Annotated in this window: 20 protein-coding genes; 8 read left to right on the plus strand and 12 right to left on the minus strand. The window is 48.8% G+C overall.

The genetic code is table 11. The annotated features are described in order from the left end of the window. The 4 genes from IQ235_RS00745 to IQ235_RS00760 form a co-directional block, all read right to left on the minus strand. On the minus strand, nucleotides 1–213 hold a 213-nt coding region (locus IQ235_RS00745; RefSeq protein WP_264319606.1), incomplete at its 3' end, for a DUF8624 family small hydrophobic protein. Between the two features lie 84 nt (nucleotides 214–297). Beyond that, a complete protein-coding gene (gene rph / locus IQ235_RS00750) occupies nucleotides 298–1,017 on the minus strand; it encodes a ribonuclease PH (RefSeq protein ID WP_264319584.1) in 720 nt (239 codons plus the stop codon). Nucleotides 1,018–1,039: 22 nt separating this feature from the next. After that, nucleotides 1,040–1,591, minus strand: a complete 552-nt coding sequence (locus tag IQ235_RS00755; protein WP_264319585.1) for an adenylate kinase family protein — start codon at nucleotides 1,589–1,591, stop codon at nucleotides 1,040–1,042. Between the two features lie 376 nt (nucleotides 1,592–1,967). After that, nucleotides 1,968–3,026 carry a leucine-rich repeat domain-containing protein gene (locus tag IQ235_RS00760; protein WP_264319586.1) on the minus strand — a complete coding sequence of 353 codons (1,059 nt, stop codon included), beginning with the start codon at nucleotides 3,024–3,026 and terminating at the stop codon, nucleotides 1,968–1,970. A gap of 446 nt (nucleotides 3,027–3,472) precedes the next feature. Between IQ235_RS00760 and IQ235_RS00765 the strand changes: the two genes are divergently transcribed. Both IQ235_RS00765 and IQ235_RS00770 read left to right on the plus strand, forming a co-directional pair. Continuing rightward, nucleotides 3,473–3,667, plus strand: a complete 195-nt coding sequence (locus IQ235_RS00765; protein ID WP_264319587.1) for an NAD(P)H dehydrogenase subunit NdhS — start codon at nucleotides 3,473–3,475, stop codon at nucleotides 3,665–3,667. A 255-nt stretch (nucleotides 3,668–3,922) separates the two neighbouring features. Continuing rightward, complete coding sequence (locus tag IQ235_RS00770; RefSeq protein WP_264319588.1) at nucleotides 3,923–4,615, plus strand: HAS-barrel domain-containing protein; 693 nt, start codon at nucleotides 3,923–3,925, stop codon at nucleotides 4,613–4,615. A gap of 32 nt (nucleotides 4,616–4,647) precedes the next feature. On the opposite strand, the gene IQ235_RS00775 is transcribed toward IQ235_RS00770, so the two are convergent. Continuing rightward, entirely contained in the window at nucleotides 4,648–4,839 is a 192-nt protein-coding gene (locus IQ235_RS00775) for a DUF2949 domain-containing protein (RefSeq protein ID WP_264319589.1), read from the minus strand. A 723-nt stretch (nucleotides 4,840–5,562) separates the two neighbouring features. On the opposite strand from IQ235_RS00775, the gene IQ235_RS00780 reads away from it, so the two are divergent. Then, nucleotides 5,563–6,045, plus strand: a complete 483-nt coding sequence (locus IQ235_RS00780) for a photosystem I reaction center protein subunit XI (RefSeq protein ID WP_264319590.1) — start codon at nucleotides 5,563–5,565, stop codon at nucleotides 6,043–6,045. A 58-nt stretch (nucleotides 6,046–6,103) separates the two neighbouring features. Beyond that, nucleotides 6,104–6,220 (plus strand): photosystem I reaction center subunit VIII, encoded by a 117-nt coding sequence (locus IQ235_RS00785; RefSeq protein WP_264319591.1) that lies wholly within the window; start codon nucleotides 6,104–6,106, stop codon nucleotides 6,218–6,220. Nucleotides 6,221–6,346: 126 nt separating this feature from the next. On the opposite strand, the gene psaB is transcribed toward IQ235_RS00785, so the two are convergent. After that, the gene (gene psaB, locus IQ235_RS00790; protein ID WP_264319592.1) at nucleotides 6,347–8,560 is read right to left on the minus strand and encodes a photosystem I core protein PsaB; all 2,214 of its coding nucleotides are present in this window, start codon (nucleotides 8,558–8,560) and stop codon (nucleotides 6,347–6,349) included. 26 nt (nucleotides 8,561–8,586) lie between these two features. Then, nucleotides 8,587–10,842, minus strand: a complete 2,256-nt coding sequence (gene psaA / locus IQ235_RS00795) for a photosystem I core protein PsaA (RefSeq protein ID WP_264319593.1) — start codon at nucleotides 10,840–10,842, stop codon at nucleotides 8,587–8,589. A gap of 692 nt (nucleotides 10,843–11,534) precedes the next feature. Here psaA and IQ235_RS00800 point away from each other — a divergent pair. The 3 genes from IQ235_RS00800 (at nucleotide 11,535) to IQ235_RS00810 (ending at nucleotide 15,714) form a co-directional block, all read left to right on the plus strand. After that, nucleotides 11,535–13,142 carry a hypothetical protein gene (locus IQ235_RS00800; RefSeq protein ID WP_264319594.1) on the plus strand — a complete coding sequence of 536 codons (1,608 nt, stop codon included), beginning with the start codon at nucleotides 11,535–11,537 and terminating at the stop codon, nucleotides 13,140–13,142. Between the two features lie 42 nt (nucleotides 13,143–13,184). Beyond that, entirely contained in the window at nucleotides 13,185–14,360 is a 1,176-nt protein-coding gene (locus IQ235_RS00805) for an LptF/LptG family permease (protein WP_264319595.1), read from the plus strand. Nucleotides 14,361–14,568: 208 nt separating this feature from the next. Beyond that, nucleotides 14,569–15,714 (plus strand): hypothetical protein, encoded by a 1,146-nt coding sequence (locus IQ235_RS00810; RefSeq protein ID WP_264319596.1) that lies wholly within the window; start codon nucleotides 14,569–14,571, stop codon nucleotides 15,712–15,714. Nucleotides 15,715–15,888: 174 nt separating this feature from the next. Here the strand turns inward: IQ235_RS00810 and IQ235_RS00815 are convergent, their stop codons facing one another. Beyond that, nucleotides 15,889–17,481 carry a PI-PLC domain-containing protein gene (locus IQ235_RS00815; RefSeq protein ID WP_264319597.1) on the minus strand — a complete coding sequence of 531 codons (1,593 nt, stop codon included), beginning with the start codon at nucleotides 17,479–17,481 and terminating at the stop codon, nucleotides 15,889–15,891. Between the two features lie 234 nt (nucleotides 17,482–17,715). Then, the gene (gene galT / locus IQ235_RS00820) at nucleotides 17,716–18,741 is read right to left on the minus strand and encodes a galactose-1-phosphate uridylyltransferase (RefSeq protein WP_264319598.1); all 1,026 of its coding nucleotides are present in this window, start codon (nucleotides 18,739–18,741) and stop codon (nucleotides 17,716–17,718) included. A 298-nt stretch (nucleotides 18,742–19,039) separates the two neighbouring features. Here galT and trmB point away from each other — a divergent pair, with 298 nt between their 5' ends. Then, nucleotides 19,040–19,672 (plus strand): tRNA (guanosine(46)-N7)-methyltransferase TrmB, encoded by a 633-nt coding sequence (trmB, locus tag IQ235_RS00825; protein ID WP_264319599.1) that lies wholly within the window; start codon nucleotides 19,040–19,042, stop codon nucleotides 19,670–19,672. Nucleotides 19,673–19,761: 89 nt separating this feature from the next. On the opposite strand, the gene IQ235_RS00830 is transcribed toward trmB, so the two are convergent. The 3 genes from IQ235_RS00830 to IQ235_RS00840 all read right to left on the minus strand — a co-directional run bounded on the left by IQ235_RS00830 (nucleotide 19,762) and on the right by IQ235_RS00840 (nucleotide 21,989). Next, nucleotides 19,762–20,352, minus strand: a complete 591-nt coding sequence (locus tag IQ235_RS00830) for a metal-dependent hydrolase (RefSeq protein WP_264319600.1) — start codon at nucleotides 20,350–20,352, stop codon at nucleotides 19,762–19,764. 76 nt (nucleotides 20,353–20,428) lie between these two features. Further along, nucleotides 20,429–21,256, minus strand: coding sequence for a Tab2/Atab2 family RNA-binding protein (locus IQ235_RS00835; protein ID WP_264319601.1), 828 nt, complete (start codon nucleotides 21,254–21,256; stop codon nucleotides 20,429–20,431). A gap of 193 nt (nucleotides 21,257–21,449) precedes the next feature. Continuing rightward, entirely contained in the window at nucleotides 21,450–21,989 is a 540-nt protein-coding gene (locus tag IQ235_RS00840; RefSeq protein WP_264319602.1) for a metal-dependent hydrolase, read from the minus strand. Nucleotides 21,990–22,285: the final 296 nt, after the last annotated feature.

Consider the following 22,285-nt stretch of genomic DNA (forward strand, 5'->3'; position numbering starts at 1 on the left):
ATTGGTAACTGCGCTCGAGACCGCCAAAGCACCCTCAGTTCTAGGTTGAAGACTCGAACTGAGGGCGGCTTTTTCCGGGGAGGCAAACTCTTCCACCGGTGCGGGGGCACTCAACCCTTCTGGGAGAAAAATGCGAGCGCTCGTCGCGACTAAAGCCACAAGAAAGACTAAAACAATTAACGCCGGAGCTACAAATTGACGAAAAAAGGCCATACTCAATGGGAAACCTGAGAGATTGTCTCAAGATTTGTAAAGTTGTCTGTTCCTATTCTATCGGAAGTGAGCGATCGCCGAAATTCACGATTCGATGGCACGACGTTGGGCGACGAGTAATTCCTCAATTCCCCGACTCGCGAGATCGAGCAATCCGTCGAGCTGCAATCGGTTGTATGTTTTTCCTTCTGCGGTTCCCTGCACTTCGACGAACTCTAAGTCTGCGGTCATCACCACATTAAAATCCACCTCGGCGGCCACATCTTCTTCGTATTTGAGGTCTAGGAAAGGTTTTCCATCCAATAATCCAACGGAAACGGCGGCGACGGGGTGGCGAATGGGCGATCGCTCTAACTCCCCTCGTTCCACTAATTTATCGAGTGCCGTGGCGAGGGCGACAAATCCACCGGTAATCGATGTGGTTCGGGTTCCCGCATCGGCTTGCAGAACGTCTGCATCCACGAGAATCGTCCGCTCTGGGAGGGCTTCAAGGTCGAGAGAGGCTCGTAAACTACGTCCGATCAGCAGCTGAATTTCTTGAGTTCGACCGGATAATTTCATTAACTCTCTCGATTGGCGCTGTGGCGTGGCTCCGGGCAACATCCGATATTCTGCACTCAGCCAGCCTCGGCCGCTATTTTGCAGGAATTTCGGCACTCCCGGTTGGATCGTAACCGTACACAGCACTTGAGTATCGCCGCAGCGAGCCAGGACGGAGCTGGTGGCGAAGCGGGTAAAATCTCGCTCGAAACTAATGGGACGAAGTTGGTCGGGTTTGCGACCGTCAGGACGTTGCCAAGACATTTAATTTCCCAGTGGTGAACGGTTAACATCCCAAGGTTTCAAGAAGTCCTCGAGCGATCGATTCTGGCGGTCGATCGCCATCGATTCTCAGGAGCCTTTGCCGGGGTTCGTAATATTCTGTAATCGGGATGGTGCGTTGGTGGAACAGGTCTATCCGTCGCCGAACGATTTCGGGTCGATCGTCGGCGCGCGATCGCTCTAGAGATCGACTCATTAATACGGATACAGGAACATCGATCCAAATGGCCCAATCGAGGCGTTGACCCAAATCGTCGAGCAAAAAGTCCAGTTCTTCGGCTTGAAATGCCGTGCGGGGATAGCCATCGAGAAGCCATCCCGATTGGGCGTCGGGTTGGGTGAGACGCTCTCGAATCAATTCGATGGCGATCGTATCGGGTACGAGTTCCCCTTTTTCCACAAAAGGCGCAGACTGAAGACCCAGGTTCGTTTGGGCGGCGATCGCCCCTCGAAAAATTTCTCCGGTGGAAATCCAAGGAATGTTTAGATGGCTGCACAGTTGCTTGCCCTGAGTTCCTTTTCCCGCTCCGGGACCTCCTAAAATTACCAGTTTCACCTGATATTCTCCTCGACTACGGCAACCAACGAATGACTGGTGCTTGGCACTCAAATATCAAATACAAACATCAAGCACAAACACTAAGTAGATATCCTACCAAGCATCGGCGCGATCGGCTTAAACCAAGCATCGGCGCGATCGGCTTAAATCGAGTTGGAGATGACAGAAACATCGAAACATCTATCTCTAAAATTTCTGGATTTAGGGAACGGGCACTTCGACAGGCTCAGTGGCCAGGAACGGGGAACGGGGAATAGGAAATGGAATTTGGGTACACCTCACAAGGTGCGAGAATTGCTATAGAAAAAAGTCAATTTTCTCACGACAGTGAGCGAAATCGCGCTCGATCGGAATCTGGAACGATCGGAATGACTCACTCTTGAAAGCGGCAGACGGATTCGGGAACGATCGGGCAGGTGGGATTTTCTCTATCGGTGGCAACGGGGTTACCCGCAAGAACGATCCCAACTAAAGTCTCGATCGGGCTAATGGGTTCGAGGTCTTCAATTTGATTATTTTTAAAATCTGCCCAATTCAATTTGAGCATTTCTGGGAGTGGAGTGAGGTCTTCAATTTGATTGTCTCTAATATATAGCTCGGTCACGGTTTGTAAGCTGGCAAGGGGGCGAATATCGCGGATTTCATTGCCATTGAGATACAGTTCGTTGAGAATCGCCATCGAACTGAGGGGATTCAGATCGGATATTTCGTTTTCATCGAGGTGAAGTTCGTACATTTGCGTCATGGAAGCCAAGGGTGCAATTTCTTGAATGCGATTATTCATCAACGAAAGAGTCCGCAGTTCGACCATTGAATTTAACGGTTGAAGGCTGGAGATGTGATTATCATTCATGAAGAGGGTCGTCATCTTCACCAAAGCGTTCAAAGGGGTTAGATCGGAGACTTGATTGTGATTTAAAAAAAGTGTTTTAAGTTCGGTGAGAGTATTGAGGGGAGTCAGGTCGGAGACTTGATTGTTATCTAAATTCAGCTTGATCGAATTTGGAGCGGAGATTGGCGTAATATCTTCGATCTGATTGTTGGCGAGGAGGAGATGGGTGAGGTTCGTTAAATTCTCAATCGGGGTAATATCTTCAATTTGATTGTTGCTCAGATCTAAGCGTTTGAGGTGGGTAAGCGAGGCGAGGGGCCGAATATCGGAGAGGGATCGAGCGCTGAGATTTAGTTCGGTTATTTCAGCTAAGATGGAATTTGCTCGATCGCAATCATCGGTTTCAAATTTTTGAAATATAACGTCGATCGTCTGTTGGGTTTCGGGGGAAAGATTGGCGCGATCGACACACCATTCGAGAAAACTTTTCGGTTTGGGAGTCGATGCTGTTTCGGCAGAAATCGATGGGGCGATCGTTAATCCCAAGACAATTGAGGCGATCGAGAAGCCGGAAAAAAGGCTCGTTCTATCAATTGGCAATTTGAGTTTTCCCAACATTGATGTTCCATTTTTGAGAGTCTTTTACAAATCGATATTCTGTCACGAATCGGTTGCGGGCGATCGTCCGTCACAAGCTGCGTATTCGTTCCCAATAGCCCAGGCGGACGAAGATCGATTCAACTGTGTATATTTCACCCATTCAGGAACCACGATATTCCATCCGGAAAACGCTGTCTCTCCCCCTGTTCGGAGATCGAGAAGATCGTGCGGATAAATTCATCGAAAACCCTTGACATATGATGCAATATCTGGTCTTAAAAAGGATCTTATGTCAAGCTTGGATGATTCGTTACAATTAAGCGAGATCGCCTGGCGAAGCGATTCGCCCGATACGTCCTTTGCACCCCTTGCATTTTAACGAGGGCTTTCAACTCACTCGACTAGCGGTAAGCTATTAGATAGAAAGATAATTCTTCACAAAAACGATGATTCTACCCGGTTCTGCGGTTCGCGTGACCAACACCAACGATATTTACTATCAATTCCAAGGACTCGTGCAACGAGTGAGCGATGGGAAAGCTTCGGTGCTGTTTGAAGGGGGCAACTGGGATCACTCCGTTACCTTTCGATTGTCTGAGTTGGCACTCGTCGATGCCAAAGCCGGACGCCCGAAAAAATAACACTCAATATTTAGACTCCCTTGTTTTAGCGGCAGGGAACAGAAAATAGGAATATGGGTAAGGAGTAAAGCTAAAAAGAGATGTGGTGGGGGAGAACGCGAGGATGTCTGTCAAGAGCGAAACAAATACCTAGGATTCTCCCCAAGTATTTCTCGAACGGTGGGAGTGAATAACAATCTGTCAAGATAAAGTGTGGGTTCGACCCGGTCAATGGTTTCTCTTATCTCCCCATTTCCCCATCCCTTCTCAACTGCTATGCGTCTTCCGCTATCCCAATTTTCTGCCAGTGAGCGACACCCCAACCACCTCGCTGAAGTTATCGAAACATCGACAACGGAATTTCTGGCTCAATGTTTAGAACCTGAAGATCTGACGTTTCCCGCAATGCCGCCCTTTGGTAGTTGGGTCAAAGCCATGGATGAAGAATCGGGCAATCATGTCTACGCCGTGGTTTACCATGCAACCACTAGCCCGATCGATTCTGTCCACCGGGCACGAGCTTTGGGTCTGTCTCTCGATGACTTGCGAGAGCAGCAACCGCAGATTTTTGCCATGCTTAAAACTGAGTTCCGGGCGGCTATTATCGGTTTCGTCTCATCATCCACAGCACAGTCCAGCGATCTGGGCCCGAGTACTGGTGTTGTGTATCAATACATCCCACCCCGTCCGCCCCAAATTCATCAGGCTGTTTATTACTGTATGCCTGAAGAAGCGATTGGCTTTAGCGAACAGCTCGATTTTTTAAGAACTTTGGTACAGATGATGGGCGCACCCGTTGATGCCCTCATCGCTGCGGTGATTCGAGAAGTCTATCAACTTCGAGGGGCCGATCGGGATTGGTTGGTTAAAGCAGGACGAACTCTCAGCCTCTTACTCAGAGATGATTACGATCGACTCAGAGCCATTTTAGGTCAGATTCACGTTGATTCGATATCATCTCGATCTTGAGAAATAAGCACAACATCAGCGCGTAAGTATCATCATGCCGTTTCGAGCCATTCGTAAATTCGGTCTAACTGTTCGATGGTAATGAAACCGTACTTCCAAAGAATCATGGGTAACGGGCCGGGATCTTGCTCGCGGTGGCGCATGGCTACCGCTAGAGAGTCAGCGGGTAGTGCGAGATCGTCTTCTAAGAATCGAATTAATCGAGAATACTTTGTCGATGCCATAACGCATTCACCTTCTGAAATTATTAAATTCTAGTTTGCGATATTGACCCTGCACGACCCGAGCGCACAGGTACGATCTTTTAGCCGTCTGCCTTTCCAAAATCCCCTAACCGTGCAGAGACCAGAGACTCGATACAGATTATCGTTTTTGACTCGCTTGGAGATTCAATCCTCGAGCTAGTTCGCATTTTGACTAGTGTAGCTTTAATAAGACCCAATCGATAGACGTGCCCGAAACAGGAAGAACGATGCTTCCAGAAGCGAGAAAGAACGCGAATCATTGGAACTCGTACTTAACTCGTCTTTACCAGGGGCGATCGCGCGCCTGATGAAAATTTCTCTGGACTTTTACTGGACTTTTAATTGACGAGCGCGTTTTTATTAACGCTAGAATTAGCTACACTAGCAAATCTCTAGACTTCTGCATAGCACTTATCGACATATTTTAATCTAGCTTTGCAAAGTTTTGTAATCTTTTTTTGACCGATCGATCGGATAGATTTTTATCTCCCAACACCTAGATGTTCGTCAGGGGATAGACCTGGCGATCGAAAATGGCTAGAAAAAGAGGAGTTTGCTAGCTCTAGAATCGGGATCGAGCAACCTAAAATGAGTGAACTTTTCTAAAGTTCCTCCCGAATTCTGAGACTCAGCTACCCCAACTTGCCTAAAATATTAGCTTAAGGTCTCGATCGAGAATTGTTAAAGAGAGGAAATACACGTATGAGCGATCCGAGAAACACAGAAATGGTGCAGCCCTATAATGGCGATCCATTAGTCGGTCATCTATCAACCCCAATCAGCGATTCGGCATTTACCCGTGCTTTCATTGGCAATCTACCTGCATATCGTAAAGGTCTATCTCCCATTTTGCGGGGATTAGAAATTGGCATGGCCCACGGTTATTTCATCATCGGTCCCTGGACGGTACTCGGTCCTTTACGGGATTCGGAAGTGGCTGCGTTGGGTGGATTGATTTCCGGGCTTGCATTGCTGCTATTGGCCACTGTCTGTTTGTCCGTGTACGGAATTGTTTCCTTCCAAGGAGATGCTGCACAGGGAGACGATCCCCTCAAAACAGCTGATGGCTGGAGTCAGTTAACAGCTGGCTTCTTTGTTGGCGGTATGGGGGGAGCCTTCGTTGCTTTCTTCCTGCTGCAAAATTTTGAGGTCGTCGATTCCATCTTCCGAGGTTCAGTTAACTAGATTTAACTGACGCATTTCATTCAATCCGTGAAACACTAAGTTTAGGAGCGTTTTTCAAATGACCGGTGACTACGCAGCATCTTTTCTCCCCTGGATTATGATTCCCGTAACCTGCTGGCTAATGCCTGTTGTTATAATGGGTCTTCTATTTATCCATATCGAGAGTGAAGCTTAACGCTTTGTTTTTCTAACTGATTTGGTTTTCAGCTAAGCTGAATTCTTTACAAATACAAAAAACCCCCAGTTCCTAGACTGGGGGTTTTCAATTAATTCAGCGAATTAAACCGACAAGTGGAAGTTGTTAACCAAACTTACCAGCCGTCGAAGCAATTAAGAACGCTGCGTAGGTGAAGACGTAACCCGCTGCAAAGTGAGTCAGACCCACCAAACGAGCTTGGACGATGGACAATGCCACGGGCTTATCCTTCCAGCGAACCAGATTCGCAAGAGGCGTACGCTCGTGCGCCCAAACCAGCGTTTCGATCAGCTCTTGCCAGTAACCCCGCCAAGAGATGAGGAACATGAAGCTGGTTGCCCAAACTAAGTGAGCGGCCAAGAACATCCAAGCCCAAACCGATAGGTTATTGACCCCATAAGGGTTGTAACCGTTAATAAGCTGGGCGGAGTTCAGCCATAGGTAATCTCGGAACCAACCCATCAAGTGAGTTGAAGACTCATTGAATTGAGCCACGTTGCCTTGCCACACGGCCAGGTGCTTCCAGTGCCAGTAGAACGTCAACCACCCAAGGGTGTTGAGCATCCAGAAGGCTCCCAGGTAGACAGAATCCCAAGCAGAGATGTCGCAAGTACCGCCCCGACCGGGACCGTCACAGGGGAAGCTGTAACCGAAGTCTTTTTTGTCCGGCATCAGCTTTGAACCGCGAGCATCCAACGCACCTTTGACCAAAATCAAGGTGGTGGTGTGAAGACCCAGAGCGATCGCGTGGTGAACCAAGAAGTCGCCAGGCCCGATGGTCAGGAACAAAGAGTTCGAACCACTGTTAATTGCATCGAGCCAACCCGGCAGCCAAACGTTTCCGTTATTAGGCCAAGCGGTGGTGGCGATACTATCCGGGTTGGATAGCAAGACATCGAAGGCATAAAGAGCCTTACCGTGAGCGGCTTGAATCCACTGAGCGAACACCGGTTCGATCAGGATTTGCTTTTCAGGGGTACCAAAGGCAACAACCACATCGTTATGGACGTACAAGCCTAAGGTATGGAATCCCAAGAACAAGGAGACCCAGCTCAAGTGGGAGATAATCGCTTCTTTGTGATCTAGAACCCGCGAGAGAACATTGTTCTTGTTGGCATCTGGATCGTAGTCGCGAACCAAGAAGATTCCACCGTGAGCGAACGCACCCAACATGATGAACCCAGCAATGTACTGGTGGTGGGTATAGAGCGCTGCCATGGTGGTGTAGTCCTTGGCAATGAAGGCATAGGGCGGCATGGAGTACATGTGCTGTGCCACCAAAGAGGTGACCACACCCAAAGCAGCCAAGTGCCATCCCAACTGGAAGTGCAAGGAATTGTTGTACGTGTCGTACATTCCCTTGTGAGCGTCACCGAGCATACCAGAAGGCGGACGGTGAGCTTCCATGATTTCCTTCATGCTGTGACCGATACCCCAGTTGGTACGGTACATGTGACCAGCAACGATGAAGAGGACGGCGATCGCCAAATGGTGGTGCGCCATGTCCGTAAGCCACAAGGACTCAGTTTGGGGATGGAAACCACCTAAGAAGGTGAGAATCGCAGTCCCGGCTCCTTCCGACGTGCCAAATACATGGCTTGCCGTATCGGGATTCTGGGCGTAAGCAGCCCAGTTGCCCGTAAAGAACGGCGCTAAACCAGCCGGGTGAGGCATCGTGCTTAGGAAGTTATCCCAACCGACGTGCTGACCCCGAGACTCGGGAATGGCGACGTGAACTAAGTGACCGGTCCAGGCAAGGGAGCTAACTCCAAACAAGCCAGCAAGGTGGTGGTTCATGCGGGACTCCGCATTTTTGAACCAAGCCAAGCTCGGACGGTACTTGGGTTGCAAGTGCAGCCAACCCGCAAATAGGAACACCGAGGACAGCAGCAGCAAGAAGATCGCGCCTTGGTATAGGTCGCCGTTACTTCTCATGCCGATGGTGTACCACCAGTGATAGACACCGGAGTAACAAATATCTACGGGGTTCGCAGCTCCAGCTTGGGTAAACGCATCAACTGCGCCTTGCCCGAACTGGGGGTCCCAAATCGCGTGGGCGATGGGACGGACGTTGAGCGGATCTTGAATCCACTGCTCGAAGTTTCCTTGCCAGGCGACGTGGAATAGATTGCCTGAAGTCCACAAGAAGATAATGGCTAGGTGACCGAAGTGAGAAGCGAAAATCTTTTGATAAAGATTTTCTTCGGTCATGCCATCATGGCTTTCAAAGTCGTGGGCTGTTGCAATCCCATACCAGATCCGACGAGTGGTCGGGTCTTGAGCCAAATCCTGGCTAAATTTTGGGAATTTAGTTGCCATAAGTTTCTACTAGTTCCTCCTCGCTATCATCCGACTGAAATGATCCGTGCCAGGAAGAATGCCCAAGTGGTCACGATTCCTCCGAGGAGGTAGTGAGCAACACCAACTGCACGACCTTGAATGATACTCAAGGCGCGAGGCTGAATTGCGGGGGCAACCTTCAGCTTGTTGTGAGCCCAGACGATGGACTCAATCAGTTCTTGCCAGTAGCCGCGACCGCTAAAGAGGAACATGAGGCTAAAAGCAAACACGAAGTGACCGGCGAGGAACATCAAACCATAGGCCGACAGAGCCGAACCGTAGGATGTGATCACCTGAGAGGCTTGCGCCCACAGGAAGTCGCGCAACCAGCCATTAATACAAATTGCACTTTGAGCGAAATTGCCGTTGGCGATGTGGGAAACCGTACCATCGGAGGAAACAGAACCCCAAACATCGGATTGCATCTTCCAGCTAAAGTGGAAAATCACCACGGAGATGCAATTGTACATCCAGAACAGGCCGAGGAAAACGTGATCCCAACCTGAAACTTGGCAAGTACCACCTCGTCCGGGACCGTCGCAAGGGAATCGGAAACCGATTTGACCCTTGTCGGGAACTAAACGAGAACTCCGGGCAAAGAGAACGCCCTTGAGCAGAATCAGGACGGTGACGTGAATGGTGAACGCATGAATGTGATGCACCATAAAGTCAGCCGTTCCCAAAGTAATGGGCATCATGGCGACTTTGCCACCGACGGCGACGACATCGCCACCGAATGCAGGACTGACGCTTGCTAAGGCATTGGGAGCCGTCGCACCGGCAGCTGCCGCGTGAATATTTTGTACCCACTGGGCAAAGATCGGCTGCAACTGAATGCCAGTATCGGAGAACATATCTTGGGGACGACCGAACGCACGCATGGTGTCGTTGTGGATGTACAACCCAAAGCTATGGAAGCCCAACCAAATGCAAACCCAGTTCAGGTGCGAGATAATCGCATCCCGATGGCGGAGCACTCGATCGAGCAGGTTATTCACATGCTGGGCGGGATCGTAATCCCGAACCATGAAGATGGCAGCGTGAGCGGCCGCACCCACGATCAAGAAGCCTCCAATCCACATATGGTGGGTAAATAGAGACAACTGGGTGGGATAATCTGTCGCGATGTACGGATACGGAGGCATCGCATACATGTGATGGGCGACAAGAATCGACAGCGAACCCATCCACGCTAAGTTCCAGGACAACTGGCAGTGCCAGGAGTTCGTGAAGATTTCGTACATTCCCTTGTGGCCTTCGCCAGTGAAGGGACCCTTGTGGGCTTCTAGAACTTCCTTGAAGCTGTGACCGATACCCCAGTTGGTGCGGTAGAAGTGACCGGCCACGATCAGCAGCACTGCAAGCGCCAGGTGATGGTGAGCGGTATCTGAGAGCCACAATCCACCGGTTTGAGGATTCAAGCCACCCTTGAAGGTCAGGAAGTCTGAATAAACTCCCCAGTTCAGGGTAAAGAACGGCTTGAGACCCTCAGCAAAACTCGGGTACAACTCGGTCATCTTGCTCGAATCCAAGATGAACTCGTGAGGTAGGGGAATATCTTTCGGTGCTACCCCAGCATCGAGCAATTTGTTGACCGGCAAAGACACGTGAATCTGGTGTCCCGCCCAACCCAAAGAACCGCAGCCGAGTAAACCGGCGAGGTGGTGGTTCATCATCGATTCCACGTTCTGGAACCAATCTAAGGTTGGAGCTTTTTTGTGGTAGTGGAACCAGCCGGCAAACAGCATCAAACCAGCCATCACCAATGCACCGATGGCAGTGCAGTAGAGCTGAAACTCGTTGGTGAAGCCAGAAGCCCGCCAGAGCTGGAACAGCCCTGAGGTAATCTGGATGCCGTGGAAACCGCCACCGACATCGCCGTTTAAGATCTCTTGACCGACAATGGGCCACACAACTTGGGCGCTTGGCTTGATACCCGTCGGGTTGCTCAGCCAAGCTTCGTAATTAGAGAAGCGGGCGCCATGGAAATAAGCACCGCTCAACCAAATGAAAATAACAGCTAAGTGACCGAAGTGAGCGCTAAAAATTTTGCGCGAAATATCTTGCAGGTCACTAGTTTGACTATCGAAATCGTGAGCGTCAGCATGGAGGTTCCAAATCCAAGTTGTGGTCTTGGGACCTCGAGCTAAAGTGCGATCGAAGTGACCTGGCTTTCCCCATTTTTCAAATGAAGTAGGCACCGGATCGGTATCGACACTGACTTTCGCTTTTGCCTCCCGCTCTGGAGGACTAATCGTCATTGAGTTTCTCCTCTCTCTCTGAATATGAAATGAGGAATTGAACAACACTTAAACGCAATCTTCACAGCAATGATTTTCCTCTCAGCGAAGTGATGGGTAGCAAGTTTTGTAAACTCCTAATTGAGTTACTTCCACGTAATCACTTTTTATCTTTTATTTTGTTGTCGGCAAATTTTGCCTTAGAGAGGAAATGTTTCTTGCGAATCCCAACTTATGCGAGAGTCGGACTCGAAGCCTTATGAATCTCGCGTTTAAAGCGCACGTCTGTCATTATAGGGCTTACCTTACCAGAATTCAATCAAAAAAATTGAGAACTGAATTAAAGAAATATCCTGCCGATCTAACTGGAAAAGTCAAGTCAAATCTTGGGGATGTTGCATAAAGTTAAACTTAGTTTACAAAAGTTAAAAACGTCATTAAATTAAATATTTTGATACGTTCAATTAATAGCGACACTTCTATTGAGATAATAACGATCGCCCTATTCATGGTGTCGATCTGTGACCCTTCACGGGGAAGCTTAGCTTTTCCGATATAGTGACATAAGCGGTTCTGGCATCAAACAATTGTCGGAGTGCGAAGTGCGGACAAGCTCGATGGCTTCTCTTCCGCACCCAGCGTCGAAGTGGCAAGATCCGAACCCCGCCATTCCCCAATGACAAGATTCGGAATCTAAGGAGTATAAAGAAAGCGTGTCGAGAAAGAATTGGCCGTGGCACACGATCCGGACATTACTCGTATTTCTAGCGGTCGTTGCGATCTCTTCAAGCGCCATCGGATGTAGCGATGGCACGGCAGGTGGTTCCACCGGGGGAGCATCCTCCATCGAGCCACCCAAACCCGAAATTGTCGAAGTCTCTCCACCTGCAACGCTCCAAGAATTACGCCGCGACTTAGACTTCTATCGACCGCAAGTCTCTATTACTTCTCCCGAACCCGATACCGTCTTAGAGGATGAAACCGTTACGGTGCAGCTCCAAGTCCGGGATTTACCAACCTTCAAAGACGATCGATTCGGCTTGGGGCCCTACCTAAACGTGATTCTCGACGATCGACCCTACATTGCTATTTACGATCCGAGCGAACCGTTGGTTCTCGAAGATATATCTCCGGGAACTCATACCCTCAGAGTGTTTGCTTCGCTTCCCTGGCACGAAAGTTTCAAAAATGACGGTGCTTACGCCCAAACCACATTTCACATTTATACTCAAACCGACGACAATCGTCCCGATCCCACCTTGCCTTTGCTAACCTACTCGCGTCCGCAAGGCAATTACGGAGCCGAGCCGATTATGCTCGACTACTACTTAACGAATGCTCCCCTTCACTTAATTGCCCGAGAATCGACCGAAGATGAGATCGTCGATTGGCAGATTCGCTGGACGATCGATGGAAAAAGTTTCTCGACCGATCGCTGGCAGCCTATTTATATCCAGGGGTTCGCGCCGGGGAAGCATTGGGTACAACTCGAATTTCTCGACGAGTTTGGCAATCCGGTTAAAAATACCTTCAACAATACCGTACGGACGATCGTCTACGAACCGGGGGGTGAAGATGCTCTCTCGAAGCTCGTTCGCGGAGAGCTTTCCGCGTCTGAAGTACGAGGTATTGTCGATCCTAACTATGTATATGTAGATGAGTCCAAGCCTGAGGAGGAATTACTGCCGGAAGAATCCGAATCCGAAATCCTCGAAGAATCAGCACCCGAACCCCTCGATGAGGAACCAGTAGAAGCGGAAACTTTACCCGAAGTCCTCGAAGAATCAGTACCCGACACCCTCGACGAGGAACCGATAGAAGTCGAAACCTTTCCCGAAATCCTCGACGAGGAACCGATAGAAGTCGAAACTTTACCCGAAATCCTCGACGAGGAACCGATAGAAGTCGAAACTTTACCCGAAATCCTCGACGAGGAACCGATAGAAGTTGAAACTTTACCTGAAATCCTCAATGAGTCGGCATCCGAAATCCTTGATGAAGAACCTCTAGACGCGGGAACTTTCCCCGAAGAGGAACTCACTCTAATGGATGACATCGAAAAAATCGAGCCAACTGGGGAAGAACAAATGGAAGATATCGAAACCATCGAAATCGAACTTCCCGATTTGGGTTTGTATCCGACGATTCCCCGAGGGTTGGATGTGCCGGTATTCTTAGAACTCGAAGAAGAATCCCAAATCATCGAACCGACGACTACTCAACTCGATCGAGACATTGTGGAAGAAATAGACGAAATGTCGGCGATGGAAGGAGAACCCGCAACTTTCGAGAATCCGATCGAGGAAATCGAACTCCCTTAAAATAGTGGGAATCCGCTCTTACTCCGGTACAAATACCCAAATATGAAAATCGGCGCGTCCCCAGTCCCCAATCCGATCGCCTCCTTGATGCCCAGAATTTCCGTAATGGATCGTTACATCGTCAGCGAGCTGATCGGCCCCTTTTTCTTCGGGGTGGGGGCTTTTTCATCGATTGGGGTCGCCATCGGGATTCTCTTCGAGTTGGTGCGGGAACTCACAGATGCCGATATTTCCCTCACCATCGCCCTGCAAGTTTTTTTCCTCCAACTCCCTTACTATCTTTCTTTATCCTTGCCGATGTCGATGCTGCTGGCCGCGCTTCTGGGCTACAGCCGTCTTTCGAGCGATAACGAAATCACGGCCCTGCGCAGTTGTGGGGTTAGCCTCTACCGACTGGTGATGCCCGCCATCATTGCCGGGACGATCGTGACGGGGCTTACCTTTACCCTGGATCAGATCGTGGTTCCAACGGCCCATTACCAAGCCACTATTCTCCTCGATCGCGCCCTCAAAGGGAAAGAAACGATCCTCAGCGAGCGCAACATCATTTTCCCGCAGTTTCAGAAAGTCGAACGAGATGGCGATCGTGTCAATACTTTGGTGCGACTGTTCTATGCCGAAGAATTTGATGGCGAAACCATGCGGGGGCTGACAATTTTGGATCGATCGAATCCCGGATTCAACCAACTGGTCCTCGCAGAGTCGGCAACCTGGAATACCACCGACAATATTTGGGATTTTGCCAACGGTGTCATCTATATCATTGCCCCCGACGGTTCCTATCGGAATATCATCCAGTTCGATCGCCACCGATTACCCCTGCCTCGAGATCCCCTGGATTTTGTCACGAGCGATCGCGACTATATTGAAATGAATCTCGTCCAAGCTTTACAACGCCTCGAAGTACTCAAACTCAGCGGCCGCGAGAAGAAAATTCGCAAGTTAGAAATTCGCATCCAACAAAAACTGGCACTACCATTTGCCTGTCTGGCATTTGCGATCGTGGGTGCAGCTTTGGGAACCAAACCCCAACGCACGAGCAAAGCTACGGGTTTCGGAATCTGCGTTTTGATGATTTTTACCTACTATCTACTCATGTCCATCGGCGATGCCCTGGGGTTGAGCGGGGTTTTACCACCATGGATGGCCGCCTGGTTGCCCACTTTTTCGGGGTTGGCGGCGGGATCGTTCCTACTGGTTCGCGCCGCGCGCCAGTAGCATCGTACGGCTCGAGCAAGTCCTTAAATATTGCACATAAGATAAAATGGAGTGTAAGTCAACGTTATAAGTCAGTTCCCCATCTCGCATCCAAACCGGCAAACCCGATCGCGCCCTCACAGTCCGATTCGCTTTCTCTTGACGCTACACTCAATTCCCATCAAACCTCCAAACGTTGCGATACTATCACTAGCCACAGGTTAAACCCATGTCACTTCGACATTCACCGGCATCGATTCGTTCCTTCAAAGCAAAACTCCGCACTTTATTCAAACCGAGTATTTGGGCCTCGACGGTGGGCGTTTCGCTGATGTTGGTATTGGGCTGGCAGTCCGTCAACGCTCTCAAAAACCGAGAGAATGCGGCAACCGATCGCGAATCCGTTCCAGAATCCCCCGAACTTGCCGAAACTCTATCCCCCGAAGAGAGTCAAATCGCTGCAGATATCGAAAGTTCCGATGTGTTGAGAGAACTCTTGCGAGAACAAGTACAACCCATTGCAACCTCAATTCCAAATATCCAGTCAAACGGAGATGAACCCCAAGGTTTGTTCGATCGCGTTACCGCAGAAGGATTAGATACCGCAGATGTCTTAGGACGCTTTTCCGTGGGAAACCCGTCAACAACGACTCAAACCCAGAATCCGATCGCCGATATCCCCTTACAGAGTTGGAATTCGGATGAGACATCCCTCAATACCGGGGACTCACAAAGCGAACGCGCGAATCCCTATACCAGTCCGGTATTACCGAATGTTCTACAATCTGCTCTCGAACAAGCCAGTACCAATTCCCCAACGGCAGGTTCTACCGATTCTTTTGAGGCAACTCAACCCCAAAACCCAGCGGTCGTTTCTCCAAATACTCCTCCCGCAGTGCCGAGTGTCGCCCAGCGATGGGACCAACAATTTATTAACTCCGGGCAGACTCAACCGATTCTTCCGGTTGGAGTGCAACCCGGATTTTCCCAACAGACAAGCGTGCCAGTATCTCCTTACTCCACCCGAAGCGGCTCGAATTTGACAGATTTGAAGCGTTCCTCATCAGTTTTTCCAACGCCGACTCAGCCAAATGCTACAGCTTATCCGGGGGGAACTGGAAACCTTCCCACAGCCACTCCCGTCGTACCGGGAAGCTATAACTACGAAACTTTCAATAATTTTTCCGGTACAACGGCTCAACCGACCGTTCCCTACGCCGACCCGTATCAGACCAACGCTCCCAATAATTCCCCTTATTCATCTCAATACCAATTCGAGCAACAGCAACCGGTTCCACCGTCTTCGGCTTTGGAAACTTCGATTCCCGGTCGTTATATTGGGGGCGGTGAAATTAATACATTTGCCAATCCGTAGATGCGATCGCCATAGTCGATCGCACATTATCGTACATTGCGCTAGAAATAAGGACGGTTGCAAAAACGGTAACCGAGTCAATGCGCTCGATAGTTCCCCCTATGCTAAGAGAACCTCATGCATCTGACTCGGGCAGCTTTAACTGAGCTGCTTTTTTCGTGCGTTTACAGCCAATTATCTGACATGAAATGGTTCTTCATTACTCAAGGAAATTGCGAGAGAAACGGCTTCAGTTGTCTCGTAAAAATCTAAATACAGAAGTGAAATTTCATTTCGATCGGCAGAAGAATCCACAAACCGATCGAAAATAAGAGGAATCAAATCTTCGTTAGCAATGTCACTTAAATCCTTGAGGGAAAACCAGGGAAATTTATTTTCGGCAATTTTTAATCCGGCAACAACGGCTTTGAGGGCAATGGCGATCGGAATTTTCGAGGGGTTAGACATCAAAGAATCGGCGAAACGATCGAGTGCTGAAGTTAAGCTCAAAACAATGCGATCGAGAACATCGGAAAAACTCGGAGTCAGGGTCACGTACAAGGCAAAAGGAAGCCCCTTTTCTCTGGCGATATCGAGCTGATAGCGCTGCATTTTTAACATTTCATCTTTATCGGTCGTATGGGTGTAGTAGCCGTAAAGCACCTCATTTTCGGGACCGCTATCGGGAGGACTGTATTGGATCGGCCAAAACACTAAATCGTCTGATGTGGCATTAACGAGAATGACACGGGATTTTGAGGAACCATCTTGGGTAATAATTTGCTGGTAAGTGCGATCGAAGGGATGATTTTGAATGGTTCCATCAGCATCGATTTCTCGCCGGTAAACGTAGTCTTGCAGTGCAGTTTTGACGAGATTGGCAAATTCGGGATATCGATCGCGATCGAACCCTTGATAGTGACCCATTGTAATATAAACAATTTCACCCTGGGTCGAGTTCAAAAACTCGCGCAGTTCTCCCAAAATTTCTGTCATCTGAATTCCCTCTAAACCGTGATAGGAATAATATTCTTTCTCATCTCGGTTGTAATAAATTCGCCAATCGAAACCGCGAATTCCTTCTTCTAACTGTTCTTTAATACTTTTATGAGTGGCTGCTGAAAGATCTTTAATGACCGGTAACGCCTCATTTTTGAGCCAGGTTGCCGGATTCATAACACTTTGAATTGCCCGGATGCGAGCGAGTTGCAATTCAATGCGATCGAGCAGTTCTAAAATGGCTTTCGTGTCGGGAGTTGGAGGAATGGTTAGACGATCGCCGAGTTTGTACGTTGCGGTATCGTGAGAAGTGGGAATGCAAATTTGTTTGAGCGGTTTTGCGTGAATCTTAGGACTCAATGCCATCCAATTCTTTAAATCGTATTGGTGGGCATAAAAAGCAACCTTATCGTAAATCCAGCCTGCCCCAAAATCTGAATTTGTTGTCAGAAAAAAGCGCCATCCATAAGGACCAACCGTGTGATATTGATAAACGGGAATCGCTCCCGATTGCTGAGTTTCCCAAGAAAAAAAAGCAACCTTATCGTGAATCCAACCGGCTCCCACATTTGGATTTGTCGAGAGAAAAAAACGCCATCCATAACTGTGGGAAGTATGATATTGATGAACGGGAATCATCCCCGGTTGCGGTTTTTCAAAGGCGAAGAATGCAATTTTATCGTAAATCCAACCCAGTCCTAACGTTGAATTTGTTGAAAAAAAGAAGCGCCAGCCGTCTTGGTGAACGGTATGATATTGATGAATAGGGATAAGTTTTGAGGTTGGCATCTTTCTTTTTTGTATTTCTTTATATTTTTTAATAAACGATAGCGCTTCTCATACTCATGAGATACAGAGATTCTGGGAATAGGGAATAGAAGATAGAAGATAGAATTTGGGTGTACCTCACAAATTCAAAAATTGCTCTAAGTCAGTAAAAAATATTAATTAGTGAATAAAATCAAGCTGAATTTTTATTGTTTTAAATAACGCCATAGACGAGAGAATTTAGAATGACTTTTTCTACCTCTTTAAAAAATCGGCATCAATTTCGGGCAGAGAAGGATTGATACTAATACCCGAACCCATCTCAAATCCGGCAGGGGTGGTGAGTCGAGGGCGAATTTGACAAAACCAATGAACTTGCGGTTCTTCTGCTTTATATCGAGCCGCCGTGTAGATCGCCCAATTGTAATCCGGGTCATTTAATTTTTCGTATAGCTTCAGAAGCATATTTTTTAAAATCGAGGCAAAATCAGACTTTTCCCGAGGGGAAATACAGCCAAAGTCTGCTTTATGTTGTTTGGGCAAAATCCAAATCTCAAAAGGGACTTCTGCGGCAAAGGGAACGAAAGCAAAAAACGAATCATTTTCTTCGATCGCCCGCTTGCGTTCGTGCCGTTCGAATTCTAGAATATCGCAGTAGACGCACCGACCCCATTGGTCGAAGTAGCGCTGAGCTTCTTCCTCTTGAATCCGGCGATTGCGGGGAACAAATCCCGTCGCAATAATTTGAGAATGAGGATGTCGTAACGATGCCCCCCCACCACGACCGTGGTTGCGAAAAATAATCGCCATCATATTATTGGGATCTTCCATCAACGTCATGTAGCGTTGGTGGTAAGTTTCGATGAGAATCTCGACTTGGGCTAGAGGCATGGTGGCAATAGTTTGGTGGTGGTCGGGACTTTCAATGACCACTTCATGTTGACCGTAGCTAGCCATTGCCATATAAATTCCCGCCTCCGATCGTTGGGTACTATTATCGGGAGTTAAAGCGGGAAACTTGTTGACAATCGTTCGGGTTTGCCAGCCTTTTCCATCGGGGTCGAGTAACTCCAAAAGAATCAATTCGGACTGATGCTGACCGTCCTCGCAAAACGGACAAGATGCGACTCGATTCACCAGGGTTGGTTTTTCTTGACTTCGTTGCTGAAAATCTTGCGGGCGTTTGCGTCGGCTGGGTGCGTAAATTACCCATTCTCGGGTGGCTTTGTTGAGTCGAATTTGACCGCTTTCTTCCATGTCGTTATGCTCCGATACTTGCATTACAAACGATCGCGGGGATGGAGGTTCGCTCCCGACGCGATCGCTCTAAAACATATTCGTCTGGGGCTTTAGAGCGGATAGTATTTGGTCAACTCCAGGAGATCGCCTCAATTCACTATCGATTGATTTTCGCTGTCCGACTTGAGTATACAAACCAGCGCCTTAATTGTCGATGTAAGTTGAGATCGATCGCCCAAAGATTTGATGTCTCGTTTGATATCTCAGAAAATCGAGTATTACAACCATAAGAATTGATGGTATAACGATCGATAGCTCACCCGATCGAGGAATTTTGCGATTGTCCCTTCCACGAGTTCGCCAACACGTTAACCCCCTCAGCCAAAAATACCAGCAACCCATCGATCCCCCCTGCTGGGAGAACATTTACCAAAATCCCACCCAACCCCTCCATCTCGACATTGGTTGCGGGCGGGGACGCTTTTTGTCCGAACTCGCACCTTTACAACCCCACTGGAACTTTTTGGGATTGGAAATTCGAGAAGCCTTGGTTAAGGATGCCAACACTCGGCGCGAGGAGGCGGGGTGTCCCAATCTCCACTTCTTATTTTGCAATGTCAGTCACGCTCTGCAACCGATTTTAGCGACGTTTCCAGATCGAATTTTAAAGCGAGTGACGATCCAATTTCCCGACCCCTGGTTTAAAAAGCGCCATCAAAAGCGGCGAGTGGTTCAATCGAGTTTAGTAGAAATCCTGGCAACCTATCTAGTTCCCGGTGGCGAGGTGGTACTGCAATCGGATGTAGAAGCCGTCGCGACAGAAATGCGCGATCGCTTCTCAGCTCATCCGATCTTTCAATGCACTTCGACAGAGTGGCTGGCGCAAAACCCCCTTCAGATTCCTACCGAACGGGAAATTATCACCTTGAACAATGGAGAACCGGTATATCGAGCCATGTTTGTTCGTACTTGAGAGTTTGACTTAAGACTCTTGGTGGTATCAATGCAAGCAATTGGGTCTCGTGTCAGATGAGATCGCAACGATCGCCATAACACTTGGCACTAATCCCGATCGGGATTAAACCGTTTCCACCCGCGACGCAGCCGCCGAGACACCCACGGACTGACCAGATAGATCGTCAGCAGCACATCTAAACTTCCCTCAAACCAAGCAAACTCCCGACCGTAGTGGCGACGATCCCAATAACTCACCGGAGATTGCCAGCGCGTCGTCCATTCGAGGGGAAATAGCAATAGGGGGCCGTCATCAACGTGGGTGAGAATATCGATGATGCTATGGAACAAACAAGCGCTCAAAAACCAAAACCACCAATGTCTGGGGGAGGCAATCCGGCTACGGAAACGCCAGAGTAAAGCCAATCCAAGCAGCAGCAATATGGGGGAGTGAAGGAGGTTGTGAGACGCCATCCACAGAGGATTGTGGAAATAGAGTCGATCGAACATCAAATTAAAGGTATCGGTCAGACTCCAACCGAGAAAGACGTGGTAGTAGAGGATGCCACCAATGGAGAGGATATAAAGGGGGATATCTGGGGCGATCGACCCGAGGAGAAACGCACTTTTGGCAATCGGGATGCGGGGAAATCTTTTTTCGAGAGCGGCTGTCATCAAAAAGTGGGACGGGGTATTCATCGGCAGAAGACAGACGGATGGGACAGGCCGATCTTATCTCAGTCTGACGGGTGACACTGACTGGGTTTGCGAGGCGTCAAGCGGGCTGCAGCAGCCAAAATCCGCTATACGTCATGCCCGAATCGTCGGGTCGAACCAAGAGAAAATGCAAGCCCTGACTCGACCCGAGACGCTGTTGATAGGTTTGCGCCGCCGCTGCTACTTCTCGATCGGCAAATGTTGCGAGTACCCATCGATCGACTAACCCGGCTTCGAGAATGATGCCATCGGGTTCGCCAGAAATATAATGAATCGAGACGGGGCGGATATCCTGCAGCCACCGTACCAACTGCCTGGATTTGCGCCCGCCAACGATCGCCACACCGGGAATGGGTAGGGTTGAAGCTAAGCCGAGATTGAAGGGTAGAAGACTCTGGGGCATCGATCGCACGGGAATGGGACGATCTCCAAACCCTTCGATATCCCCGGCGTTGAGGGAGGCAAATTGCCAGCGCTCGCCGATGAGTTGTTCGGGAACGGGGACGGGAGCCGGTCTATAGACGGAAATGGGCTGGTAGTCTTCCCCGGAATAGTGAGGCATTTGCGGATATTCCCGCGCCCGTTGCTGCAAGACTTGCTTTAATAGTGGGGTTCGGCGAGTGGCTTCGACGGAAATTCCCAAACGTCGTCCGGCTGCTGCGATGAGACTCTCGCACTCGGGACGAAAAAATTCTAGACGATCGGGCAGTCGATCGCTCGATCGTTGCAATTGTTGCGCCAGCCAGCGATCGTTGGCGTTGGACTGGGGGCACCAGGCGATCTGGATCGATCCCTCGGCGCGATCGCAGGCAACAAACTCCCACAACGGCTGGTTTGTCTCGTCCCGGAGAGGACGACGGTAAAAATCAACTTGCCAAACTTTCATTTCTAGAGGAGATCGGGGGATTGAGAGGAAGTGACTCTGTCAGGATTGAATGGTATCAACTTCAGGTAATCGTTGCGATCGTCGTGGCGGCGATCGACCTCAAAAATAAGCCTGAAGTTTTGACCTGACAAGTGAAACACGATCGCCTCGAAGAAACAAGGAAGTAAGGCAGGCTAATTTGGGTACCGTGCGATTACACTTCAATATTTTTCCGGGCTTTCGATTTTTTCCACCACCAGACTACCCCAATTCCGAGGATCGAAATCGCGATCTCGAAACCAATGGGCAGCAGGTGACTGATATGGAATAGCCCTCGGGAATAGTGCAAGCCGGGAAAGAGGATGATGGGCGATCGGAAAAAGCGATCGACGAAGGGCAAAAAGAGTTTAATCCCTCGACCGTATGAGAAATAATCTAAAAGTAGATGAGAACCATAAAAAATTGAGGTCAGTGTAAATATTTTAATGTAAGAGAATTTTTTCCAAACACTAACAATGAGTGCGGATATCGCACTAAATCCCAATGCAAATACTAGACTATGAGTGATACCACGATGATATGCATTGCCGGTCACAAACTGGGGAATAAAATCTAAATCGGCAACAACCGCGATTAGAGATGCATAAAAAATATACAGACTCCATTTCTGAATTCGATTCTCAGAAAATCGATCGGCTGGTAAACTCTTGGCTAGTAAATATCCAGCAACCGAATGAGCGATGGGAGAGGGCATAAGACAAGACCTATAAATCGAATTTTTACTTGGGTTCGCACACCTGACTCAACCTAGCGTTTTATCAACTTTTAATTGATGGGTAAGGTTAACTTTTTTTCGCATCGCGTTCGGATTTAATCTCGCGCTTCTTACCCGTTAGCAATCATTTGACAAAGCGCTAGATGCCAACAAATTTCCAGAAACATCCCTTTGTTAAAAAGTGTAACACAGCAATTTTCTCGTGGCTTGACTCCAATCCCCTCGGAGCCTGATGTCTCCTGGCACTCGAAATCTCAAGCCGAGCGAACCGAGAG

Source organism: Zarconia navalis LEGE 11467 (assembly GCF_015207075.1).
GTDB classification, from domain to species: domain Bacteria; phylum Cyanobacteriota; class Cyanobacteriia; order Cyanobacteriales; family Geitlerinemataceae; genus Zarconia; species Zarconia navalis.